The organism is Streptomyces sp. (genome assembly GCF_036566765.1).
Classification (GTDB): domain Bacteria; phylum Actinomycetota; class Actinomycetes; order Streptomycetales; family Streptomycetaceae; genus Streptomyces.
In genome coordinates this window covers 1-10819 of record NZ_DATCVQ010000296.1, presented here as the reverse complement: position 1 = coordinate 10819, position 10819 = coordinate 1, and the positions used below count along the sequence as shown (strand labels likewise).

The window sequence follows — 10819 nt, the reverse complement described above, 5'->3', positions numbered from 1 at the left end:
CCGCCCGGATCGAACCGGAACGACGAACCCGCCGGCACACACAACCGCATGCCGTACGCCGCGGCCCGGTCGAAGTCGAGACGCGGATTCGCCTCGAAGAAGTGGAAGTGCGACGTCACGCTGACCGGAACCGCCGCGGTGTTGTGCACCCGGATCCGGATGGCGGGCACCGGCTCGGCGTGCGCCGGGCCCGGGAGCAGCGCGCCGGGCGCCCCTTCGCCCAGGTTGCCGCCGCCGATCGGGGCGGAGACCACCGCGAGCCGGGAGCCGTCCTCGAAGACGGCCTCGACATGGACCTCGGTCACGACGTCGGCGACGCCGGGCAGCACGTCGTCGGGGCCGAGCACGGACCGGGCCGCCTCGATCGCCTCGGCGAGTCGCTTGCCGTCGCGGGCCGCCTCGCAGACCGTGTCCGCGATGAGCGCGGTCGCCTCGGGGACATTGAGCTTGAGGCCCCGAGCCCGGCGGGCCCTGGCCAGTTCGGCGGCGCCGAAGAGCAGCAGCCGATCGCGCTCCGTGGGGGTCAGTCGCACGTCACCACACCTCCTGTTTGAACGCCACTCTAACTGGAGATTCCCTGGAGGCAAAGCATTGACGGATGCGGGTCACCCGGGGCACATTGAACGTCACCCAAATAATTGAGCGACGCTCTAAATGCGCTCACCGGCTCGGATCCGACGGACGGCCGCTCCCCCGAAGTCCCAGGTCCGGACCCGTCCCCCCATGTCCTCCAGCAAGCAGGGAGAAACCCGCCCATGGCGATAGAACAGCGCGGAGTCGACACCATCCCCGACGCGGAACGCACCAGCGGGCCGCGTGATCTCGTCTCGATCCTGCTGGGATCCAATCTCTGCCTGGGCGTGATCGTCTTCGGCTGGCTGCCGCCCTCGTTCGGTCTCGGCCTATGGCCCTCGGTCACCGCGATCCTCGCCGGAACCGTCGTCGGCATCGCGGTCACCTCGCCGCTCGCGCTGGTATCGCTGCGCACCGCGACCAATCTCTCCACGTCCAGCGGCGCCCAGTTCGGCGTACGCGGCCGGCTGGTCGGCTCGATCGTCGGGCTGCTGCTCGCGCTCGGCTACACCGCGCTGACGCTGTGGATCGGCGGCGACGTGATGGTCGGCACGCTGTCCCGCCTGGTGGGCCTGCCCGACACCGGGATCACCCGCGGCCTGATGTACGGCGTCCTCGCCGCCTGTACCGTCGTCGGGGCCGTCTTCGGCTACCGGCTGCTGCTGCGCATGAGCAAGGCGCTGTCCATCGGCATGACCCTGCTGCTCGCGCTCGGCGTCTTCGCCTTCGCGGGCGACTTCACCACCGCCGCGCCCCCGGACACCCCGTACCTGCTCGGCTCCTTCTGGCCGACCTGGGTGCTGGCCGCCGTCGCCGCCGGGCTGAGCGGCCCGGTCGCGTTCATCACCCTGCTCGGCGACTACACCCGCTACATCTCGCCGCGCCGGCACAGCTCCCGCAAGGTCTTCTGGGCCACCTGTCTGGGCCTGCTGCTCGGCCTGCTGGTGCCGCAGCTCTTCGGCACGTACACCGCGCTCGCCGCCCGCGCCGGCCTCGAGTACGCGGGACCGCTCGTCGCGGCCTCGCCGGTCTGGTACCTGGCGCCGCTGCTGCTGGCCGCCACGGCGGGCTCCGTCGGCAACGCCGGTCTGATGCTCTACTCCATGGGCCTCGACCTGGACGCGATCCTGCCGAAGGTCACCCGCGCCAAGGCCACCCTGGTCGTCGCCGGCGTCGCCACCGTCTTCGTCTTCCTCGGCGCGTACACCTGGGACGTGCAGTCCGCGATGACGTCGTTCGTGCTGCTGCTCACCGCGATCGGCACGCCCTGGGCGGTCATCACCCTCATCGGGTACCGACGCTGCCGCGGCGAGTACGACGCGGACGCCCTCCAGGTCTTCAACCGCCGCTCGGTGGGCGGCGTGTACTGGTTCACCAACGGCTGGAACATCCCGGCCACCGCGGCCTGGGCGATCGGCGCGGTCGCCGGCCTGCTGGCCGTGTCGACCACGGTCTACGAGGGCCCGCTGCTCGCCCTGACGGGCGGCGTGGACTGCAGCTTCGTCCTGTCCGGACTGGTCGGCGGCCTCGCCTACCTGCTGCTGACCGCCCGCTCCGCCGCCCGGGTCCCGGCCGCGGCGCCGGACCGGGAGCCGGAGGTCGCCGTCTCCTGACGGCAGTACGACTGAGGGCCGTACGACTGACGGCCGTACGACTGAGGGCCGTACGACTGACGGCCGTGCGACTCAGGGCCGTACGACTGACGGCACAACGACGAATGGGCGGGCCCCCTTTCCGGGGAGCTCGCCCATTCGTCGTTCCGTACGGACTAGCCCAGCTCGTGCGTCCAGCCGTGGACGTCCTCCGCCTTGCCGGTCTGGATGGCGAGCAGCGCGTCGCGCAGCTTCATCGTGACCTCGCCGGGCTGCCCGCCCGACTGCTGCCACTCGCCGCGCGCCGACTTCACCGTGCCGACCGGGGTGATCACCGCGGCCGTGCCGCAGGCGAAGACCTCCTTGAGCTCGCCGCTCGCGGTGTCGGCCTGCCACTGGTCGATGGAGACGCGGCCCTCCTCGGCCTCGTAGCCGAGGTCCTTGGCGAGCTGGAGGAGCGAGTCACGGGTGATGCCGGCGAGAAGAGAGCCGGTCAGGGACGGCGTGACGATCTTGTTCCCGTACACGAAGTACAGGTTCATGCCGCCGAGTTCCTCGACCCACTTGTGCTCGACGGCGTCGAGGTACGCGACCTGGTCGCAGCCCTTGGACGCGGCCTCGGCCTGGGCGAGCAGCGACGCGGCGTAGTTGCCGCCGGTCTTGGCGTCGCCCACACCGCCCGGGACGGCGCGGACCCGGTCCTCGGAGAGCCAGATGGAGACGGGCTTCACGCCGCCGGGGAAGTACGGACCGGCGGGCGAGGCGATGACGACGAACAGGTACTCGTTGGCGGGGCGCACGCCGAGGCCGACCTCGGTCGCGATCATGAACGGGCGCAGGTAGAGCGACTCCTCGCCGCCGTGCGCCGGAACCCATGCCTTGTCCTGCTGGACCAGCACGTCGCACGCCTCGATGAAGGTCTCGACGGGCAGCTCCGGCATGGCCAGGCGGCGCGCGGACGCCTGGAAGCGGCGCGCGTTGGCGTCGGGACGGAAGGTGGCGACGGAGCCGTCGGGCCGGCGGTACGCCTTCAGGCCCTCGAAGATCTCCTGCGCGTAGTGCAGGACGTTCGTGGCCGGGTCGAGCGAGAGCGGACCGTACGGCACGAGCTGGCCGTCGTGCCAGCCGCGGCCCTCGGTCCACCGGACGGTCACCATGTGGTCGGTGAAGTGGCGGCCGAATCCGGGGTTGGCCAGGATCGCCTCGCGCTCCGCATCGGACAGCGAGTTGGAGGAGGGCTTGAGCTCGATCGTGGGCGTCGTCATGAGTGCTTGTCCTTCACCGTTTTGTGTGTGTCGGACCGCGCTCACGCACGCCTTCGCCACTGCTAGGACGTCCGAGCTTCACCGCATGCCGCGGCCCCACGTTCGATTATCGCGCGTGGGGGCCGGTGCTGGAAACAGGTGTGAGTGCGGCCCAGGGTTCGATGGTGGCACCCCGCGGCCGCACAGGAGAAGCCGCCGGGTGCGGTGGGCGACCCGGCGGCTTCTTCAGAGTCGACGGGTCAGCTCGCTACGCGTACCGCGAGCGCGTCGCCGATCTCTTCCGTCGTACGGGGGGTCGCGCCGCGCTCGGCGAGGTCGGCCGCGACGGCCTCCTCGATCCGGACCGCCTCGGCCTCGTAGCCGAGGTGGCGCAGGAGCAGCGCGACGGACAGGACGGTCGCCGTCGGGTCGGCCTTGCTCTGGCCCGCGATGTCGGGCGCGGAGCCGTGCACGGGCTCGAACATGGACGGGAAGTCGCCGCTCGGGTTGATGTTGCCGGAGGCGGCGACGCCGATGCCGCCGGAGACGGCCGCGGCGAGGTCCGTGATGATGTCGCCGAAGAGGTTGTCGGTGACGATCACGTCGAAGCGCGCCGGGTCGGTGACGAGGAAGATCGTCGCCGCGTCGACGTGCAGGTAGTCGGTGGCGACCTCGGGGAACTCGGCGGCGACCTTGTTGAAGATGTTCGTCCACAGGTGGCCCGCGAAGGTCAGCACGTTGTTCTTGTGGACCAGCGTGAGCTTCTTGCGGGGGCGGGCCTGGGCGCGCGCGAAGGCGTCCCGGACCACGCGCTCGACACCGAAGGCCGTGTTGACGGAGACCTCGGTGGCGACCTCGTGCTCGGTGCCCTTGCGGATGGTGCCGCCGTTGCCGGTGTACGGGCCCTCGGTGCCCTCGCGGACCACGACGAAGTCGATCTCGGGCTGGCCGGCGAGCGGGGTGGCGACGCCGGGCAGCAGCCGCGACGGCCGCAGGTTGACGTGGTGGTCGAAGGCGAAGCGGAGCTTGAGCAGGAAGCCGCGCTCCAGGACGCCGGACGGGACCGAGGGGTCGCCGATCGCGCCGAGCAGGATCGCGTCGTGCTGCTTCAGGGCGTCGAGGTCGGCGTCGGTGAGGGTCTCACCGGTGGCGTGGTAGCGCTTGGCGCCGAAGTCGTACTCCTTGGTCTCCAGCTTCGCGTCCTGCGGAAGGACGGCCGAGAGCACCTTGAGGCCCTGGGTCACGACCTCCTGGCCGATGCCGTCCCCGGGGATGACTGCGAGATTGATGCTGTGAGACATGTCGGCACCCTACTCTTCGTCCCATCGTCTGACACGGTGACGTCCACGATGCGGACGAACGTGTCGGCGCGGGACCAGGGATCAGTGGCCGGTCTCGCCGCCGTTGTCACGGCGGTCGAGGGCGCGCTGGAGGGCGGCGGCGGCGTTCTTGCGGGCGTCGTCGCTGGGGCGGCTGACGGAGTGGCGGACGCGGCGGGCGGTCTGAGCGGCCATGAGGGATCGACTCCTTGAGATCAGCGTGATCGAAGGCGCCGGAGGGGGCGGGGAGCGGGCCCGCAGGGGTTGCCTGCGCGGGGGCGCTGCGCTCACGACCGCCACTTCGCTCGATAGAGCGAGACGTTCGGCTTCTACAAAGCTAGGACAGGTCGAGCTGTCTGTCTCCACAGTTACTCGGACTTCCTACTATCTGAGACGCCTCTAACCTCTCTCACGCCATTGACAGGTTAGAGGTGGGCGTGGTTATCTCCTGTCGTAACCAGTGAAGAGCGAATAAGGGGTTAGGGAAAATGGCCGAGCAGCAGATCCACCACCGCACCGCGACCGTCCGCGGCCACGAGATCTTCTACCGGGAGGCGGGCCCCGCCGACGCGCCCGTACTGCTCCTCCTGCACGGCTTCCCGACCAGCTCGTACATGTTTCGCGACCTGATCCCGCGACTGGCGGACAGCTACCGCGTGATCGCCCCCGACCACCTCGGCTTCGGGCACTCCGCCGCCCCCTCGGCCAAGGAGTTCGACTACGCCTTCGCCGAGCTCGCCGCCCTGACGGCGGAGTTCACCGACGCGATCGGGCTCGACCGGTTCGCGCTCTACATCCAGGACTACGGCGCGCCGATCGGGCTGCGCCTCGCCCTGGACCACCCCGAGCGGATCACCGCGATCGTCACCCAGAACGGCAACGCGTACGAGGAGGGCCTCGGCGCGGACGCCTGGGCGCCGGTCCTCGCGCTGATCGCGGACCGGAACCCGCAGACCGAGGCCCCGGTCCGCGCGATCTCCTCCCTGGAGGGCATCCGCTGGCAGTACGAGACCGGCGTCCCGGCCGAGTACCGCTCCCTGCTGAACCCCGACGCCTGGCACCACGACGCCGCCCTGATGGCCCGCGAGGGGCAGGGCGACGTCCAGCTCGACCTGATCGCCGACTACGGGTCCAACTTCGCGCTCTACCCGGCCTTCCAGGAGTACTTCCGCACCAGTGGGGTGCCGCTGCTCGCCGTGTGGGGCGCGGGCGACGAGGTGTTCGTGCCGGCGGGCGCGGAGGCGTTCCGCCGCGACCTGCCGGACGCGGAGATCCACCTGCTGCCCACCGGTCACTTCGCCCTGGAGACCCACGCCCCGGCGATCGCGGCGCTGATCGACGACTTCCTCGGCCGCAAGGTCCTTGAGGTCAGTACACGTTGACGCCGTAGGCGGCCAGCGCCTCCTTGACCGGCTGATGGATGGCGGAGCCGTTCGTACCGGTGCAGCCGGAGCTGCCGGAGTGGATGCCGAGCGCGACCGAGCCGGCGAAGTGCGCGCCGCCGCTGTCGCCGCCGGCGGAGCAGGCGGTGGTGCGGACCATGCCGTACACGGGGCCGTCGCTGTAGTTCACGGTGACGTTGACCGCGGTGACCGTGCCGCTGGTGACCTTCGTCGTGGAGCCGCTCTTCTTCATGGCCTGGCCGACGACGGCGTCCGCGGCGGAGGCGATGTCCTGGTAACTGCCGTTGTAGAGGTTGACGTTGCCGGCCGGGGCGGAGCCGTTGGTGTAGCGGACGATCCCGTAGTCGTTGGTCGGGAAGCTGGTGCCCTCGCGGACGCCGATCTGGGCCCCGCCGGAGGTGGCCGACCAGCTGGTGGCCAGGTTGGTGCAGTGCCCGGCGGTCACGAAGTAGCGGGTCGTGCCCTTGGAGACGTTGAACGCGGCGGAACAGCGGTAGCCGCCGCCGTAGATGGCGTCGCCGCCGGCCACCTCACGGTGGAAGACGCCGGGCACGCGGGCGATGCGGATCGCGCCGTTCTGGCTCGCGGCGACGGCGCGCAGCCGGGCGAGGTCGCGGGCGGAGACGGAGGAGTCGGCCTCCACCGCGATCTGGTTGGTGCGCGGGTCCAGTCCCCAGGAGGTGCCGGGGATCTTGGCGCGGGACTCCAGCGCGGCCGCGGCGGCGTCGAGCTGTGCGGCGGAGCGCTGGACGCGCTGCGGGACGGCGCCGGCGGCGCGGGCCCGCTCGGCGGCGGCGTCGGAGGTGACGGTCACCACGAGCCGGCCGGTGGCGGCGTCGAGGTAGGTACCTGCGGACTCGTCGCCGAGGGCTCTGTCCACGGCGGAGTCCAGCGCGTTGACGTTCGCCGGTTCGGGGGCGGGCGTGGGGGCGGCGCCGGCGGGGCCGGCGCCGAGGCCGAGCGAACCGGCGACGAGTAAGGCGGACAGGGCGGCGAGGCGCGTACGCGCGCGGTGAAGGCTCATGTCGAGAAATTGACATGGCCATGACCTGACGCGCAAGACCGCGTCATAGGACGGGAAGGGGAGATGCGGCGGACATGAGTACCGCCCCCGTCCTCGGTTGGGGGACCAAGGAGGGGGGCGGTGATCAGGGGCCTCTCAGAGGCGCGGGCGTCAGCCCATGTGCGGGTAGCCGTACTCGGTCGGCGGCACCAGCGTCTCCTTGATGGCGCGGGTCAGCGTCCAGCGCATCAGGTTCTGCGGCGCGCCCGCCTTGTCGTTGGTGCCGGACGCGCGGCCGCCGCCGAAGGGCTGCTGGCCGACGACGGCGCCGGTCGACTTGTCGTTGATGTAGAAGTTGCCCGCGGCGAAGCGGAGCTTCTCCATCGTGTACGCGGCGGCGGCGCGGTCGCCCGAGATGACCGAGCCGGTCAGCGCGTAGTCCGAGACCGACTCCATCTGGGTCAGCATCTCGTCGTACTGCGCGTCCTCGTAGACGTGGATCGCGAGGATCGGGCCGAAGTACTCGGACGTGAAGACCTCATTCTCCGGGTCGGTGCACACGATGACGGTCGGGCGGACGAAGTAGCCCTCGGAGTCGTCGTACGTGCCGCCGGCGACGATCGTGCAGGTCGGGTCGGCCTTCGCGCGGTCGATCGCGGCCTTGTTCTTGGCGAAGGAACGCTCGTCGATGACGGCGCCGATGAAGTTCGTCAGGTCGGTGACGTCACCCATCTTGATCCCGTCGACCTCGGCCGCGAACGCCTCCGCGAAGCCGTCGTTCCAGATCGAGGCCGGGACGTACGCACGCGAGGACGCGGAGCACTTCTGGCCCTGGAACTCGAAGGAGCCGCGGGTCAGCGCGGTCTTCAGGACGGCGCGGTCGGCGCTCGGGTGCGCGACGACGAAGTCCTTGCCGCCGGTCTCGCCGACGATCCGCGGGTAGGAACGGTACTTCTCGATGTTGCCGCCGACCGTCTTCCACAGGTGCTGGAAGGTCTTGGTCGAGCCGGTGAAGTGGATGCCGGCGAGGTCGCGGTGGTTCAGCGCCACCTCGGAGACGGCGATGCCGTCGCCGGTCACCAGGTTGATGACGCCCTTCGGCAGACCGGCCTCCTCCAGGAGCTCCATGAGGAGCACGGCGGAGTGGGTCTGGGTCGGGGACGGCTTCCAGATCACCACGTTGCCCATGAGGGCGGGGGCGGTGGGCAGGTTGCCCGCGATGGCCGTGAAGTTGAACGGCGTGATCGCGTAGACGAAGCCCTCCAGCGGGCGGTGGTCCATGCGGTTCCACACGCCCGGGGAGTTGGCCGGCGGCTGCTCGGCCAGGATCTGGCGGGCGTACGCCACGTTGAAGCGCCAGAAGTCGACGAGCTCGCACGGGGTGTCGATCTCGGCCTGCTGGGCGGTCTTCGACTGGCCGAGCATCGTGGAGGCGGCCAGCGTCTCGCGCCACGGGCCGGCCAGCAGCTCGGCGGCGCGCAGGATGATCGCGGCGCGGTCGTCGAAGGACATCGCGCGCCAGGCGGGGGCCGCGGCCAGGGCGGCGTCGATGGCGTCCTGGGCGTCCTGCTCGGTGGCGCCGGCGAAGGTGCCGATGACGGCCTTGTGGTTGTGCGGCTGCACGACGTCGACGCGCTCGCCGCCGCCCATGCGCTTGACGCCGCCGATGGTCATCGGCAGCTCGCGCGGGTTCTCCGCCAGCTCCTTGAGCTTGGCCTCGAGGCGGGCGCGCTCGGGGGAGCCGGGGGCGTAGCCGTGCACCGGCTCGTTGACCGGAGCGGGGACCTGGGTCACAGCGTCCATGAGTCTCGTAACTCCTTCTGAGAGGTGGGGCTCAGCCCTTGGTGAGGATGGACCGGGCGAAGAAGAGCAGGTTGGCCGGCTTCTCCGCGAGACGGCGCATGAAGTAGCCGTACCAGTCGGTGCCGTAGGCGGTGTAGACGCGCATCCGGTGGCCCTCGGCGGCGAGGCGGATGTGCTCCTCGCTGCGGATGCCGTACAGCATCTGGAACTCGTACTCGTCCAGCTTGCGCCCGGCGCGGCGGGCGAGCTCCTGGCCGATGGAGATCAGGCGCGGGTCGTGCGACCCGATCATCGGGTAGCCCTCGCCGTCCATCAGGATCTTCAGGATGCGGACGTACGCCTTGTCGATCTCCGCCTTGTCCTGGATCGCGACCTCGGCGGGCTCCTTGTAGGCGCCCTTCACGATGCGGACCCGGGAGCCGGCGGCGGCGAGGCGGCGGGCGTCGTCCTCGGTGCGGTAGAGGTACGCCTGGATGACGCAGCCGGTCTGCGGGAAGTCCTTCCGCAGCTCCTCGTGGATCGCGAACATCGAGTCGAGGGTGGTGTGGTCCTCGGCGTCGAGGGTGACCGTGGTGCCGATCGCGGCGGCGGCCTCGACGACCGGGCGGACGTTGGCGAGCGCCAGCTCGTGGCCTCCCTCCAGGGACTGGCCGAACATCGACAGCTTCACCGACATCTCGGCGCGCTCCCCGAGCTCCAGCTCCTTGAGGCGCCCGATCAGCTCCAGGTACGCGTCCCGGGCGGCGTAGGACTGCTCGCGGGTGGTGATGTCCTCGCCCACCACGTCGAGGGTGAGCTCAAGGCCCTTGTCGGCCAGGTCCTGGACGATCGGGACGACCTCGTCGACCGTCTCGCCCGCGATGAACCGGGCGACGACCTGCTTGGTGCCCGGGGCGGCCGACACGAAGCGGCGCATCTTGTCGCTGCGCGACGCGGCGAGGATCACGGGACCCAGCACGGGGCACCTCCAGAGGGCAAGGCGGAGAAACGGGTGCCGTAACCGACCGTACGGAACGAATCGGGAACAGCACGAAGAACCACCGTGAAACCTAAGGATCGCTCCGATCCTCGGCCATCGACAGCTGTCACGCATCCGTGTCCGCCATCTCAGACATTTGTCTGAGGAGACGGGGCGGGCGGTGCGAGAATGGCCGCGTGAAGGGCGATTACCAGGAGCTGGTCGACGAGATCTCCGAGCTGCTCGGCGCGCCGGCGACGCTGGAGAACCGGGACTTCGGACTGATCGCCTTCGGGGCCCACGACAGCGACGACGACACCGCGATGGACCCGGTCCGCACCCGCTCGATCCTCACCCGCGGGTCCACCCCCGCCGTCCGGGCCTGGTTCGAGGGCTTCGGCATCGCCCGGGCGACCGGCCCGGTCCGCATCCCCGCCGCCCCGGACGCGGGCGTCTTCCGGGACCGGATCTGCCTGCCGGTACGCCATCGGGGGGTCGTCCTCGGGTACGTGTGGCTGCTCGACGCCGAGCCGGGCCCGACGCACCAGCAGCTGACGGCGGCGATGGAGGTGGCGGGCCGGATCGGCGCGCTGCTGGCGGACGAGGAACGGGCGGGCGCGGACCTGTCCCGGGAGCTGCGGGCGGTCCTGACCGCGGAGCGCGGCTGGCAGTACGACATGGCCCTGGCGGCCCTGCGCACGGCGCTGGGCCCCTCGGCGGAGGGCCTGCACACGCTGGTCTGCGTGGCTCCCTGGCCGCACGAGGACCCCCCGTCGGCCCGCGCGCTCCCCGGGGCGGCGGCCCTGTGCACCGCGCCGTGGCGCCGTACGGACTCAGCCGCACTGGCCGTCCTGATCCGCCTCCGCGCGGCCGACGTGCTCACCCCCGCGCTGACGGCCGCCGACCGGCTCCGCGGCACGGCGG

9 protein-coding genes and 1 pseudogene are annotated in these 10819 nt (G+C 70.9%); 3 read left to right on the top strand and 7 right to left on the bottom strand.

Annotation, left to right across the window (positions count from 1 at the left end):
* A partial coding sequence (gene ureA, locus VIU94_RS16905) for an urease subunit gamma (RefSeq protein WP_331912315.1) occupies positions 1-533 on the bottom strand: 533 nt, incomplete at its 3' end.
* A gap of 222 nt (positions 534-755) precedes the next feature.
* On the opposite strand from ureA, the gene VIU94_RS16900 reads away from it, so the two are divergent.
* The gene (locus VIU94_RS16900) at positions 756-2186 is read left to right on the top strand and encodes a cytosine permease (protein ID WP_331912313.1); all 1431 of its coding nucleotides are present in this window, start codon (positions 756-758) and stop codon (positions 2184-2186) included.
* Between the two features lie 155 nt (positions 2187-2341).
* Here the strand turns inward: VIU94_RS16900 and VIU94_RS16895 are convergent, their stop codons facing one another.
* The 3 genes from VIU94_RS16895 to VIU94_RS16885 all read right to left on the bottom strand — a co-directional run bounded on the left by VIU94_RS16895 (position 2342) and on the right by VIU94_RS16885 (position 4923).
* A complete protein-coding gene (locus VIU94_RS16895) occupies positions 2342-3430 on the bottom strand; it encodes a branched-chain amino acid aminotransferase (protein WP_331912311.1) in 1089 nt (362 codons plus the stop codon).
* 239 nt (positions 3431-3669) lie between these two features.
* Positions 3670-4710: a 3-isopropylmalate dehydrogenase gene (locus VIU94_RS16890; protein ID WP_331912309.1), complete on the bottom strand. Its 1041-nt coding sequence runs from the start codon at positions 4708-4710 to the stop codon at positions 3670-3672.
* Positions 4711-4791: 81 nt separating this feature from the next.
* Positions 4792-4923 (bottom strand): hypothetical protein, encoded by a 132-nt coding sequence (locus VIU94_RS16885; RefSeq protein ID WP_331912307.1) that lies wholly within the window; start codon positions 4921-4923, stop codon positions 4792-4794.
* A 293-nt stretch (positions 4924-5216) separates the two neighbouring features.
* On the opposite strand from VIU94_RS16885, the gene VIU94_RS16880 reads away from it, so the two are divergent.
* On the top strand, positions 5217-6110 hold the full coding sequence (locus tag VIU94_RS16880; RefSeq protein WP_331912305.1) for an alpha/beta fold hydrolase: 894 nt from the start codon (positions 5217-5219) through the stop codon (positions 6108-6110).
* Here VIU94_RS16880 and VIU94_RS16875 read toward each other — a convergent pair.
* The 3 genes from VIU94_RS16875 to VIU94_RS16865 all read right to left on the bottom strand — a co-directional run bounded on the left by VIU94_RS16875 (position 6097) and on the right by VIU94_RS16865 (position 9895).
* Positions 6097-7155, bottom strand: a complete 1059-nt coding sequence (locus tag VIU94_RS16875) for a S1 family peptidase (RefSeq protein ID WP_331912303.1) — start codon at positions 7153-7155, stop codon at positions 6097-6099. The genes VIU94_RS16880 and VIU94_RS16875 overlap by 14 nt on opposite strands.
* A 150-nt stretch (positions 7156-7305) precedes the next feature.
* A complete protein-coding gene (gene pruA, locus VIU94_RS16870) occupies positions 7306-8937 on the bottom strand; it encodes an L-glutamate gamma-semialdehyde dehydrogenase (RefSeq protein WP_331912301.1) in 1632 nt (543 codons plus the stop codon).
* Between the two features lie 31 nt (positions 8938-8968).
* Complete coding sequence (locus tag VIU94_RS16865; protein ID WP_331912299.1) at positions 8969-9895, bottom strand: proline dehydrogenase family protein; 927 nt, start codon at positions 9893-9895, stop codon at positions 8969-8971.
* A gap of 197 nt (positions 9896-10092) precedes the next feature.
* Here VIU94_RS16865 and VIU94_RS16860 point away from each other — a divergent pair.
* Positions 10093-10819 (top strand): annotated as a pseudogene (locus VIU94_RS16860) (PucR family transcriptional regulator); the annotation flags it as partial.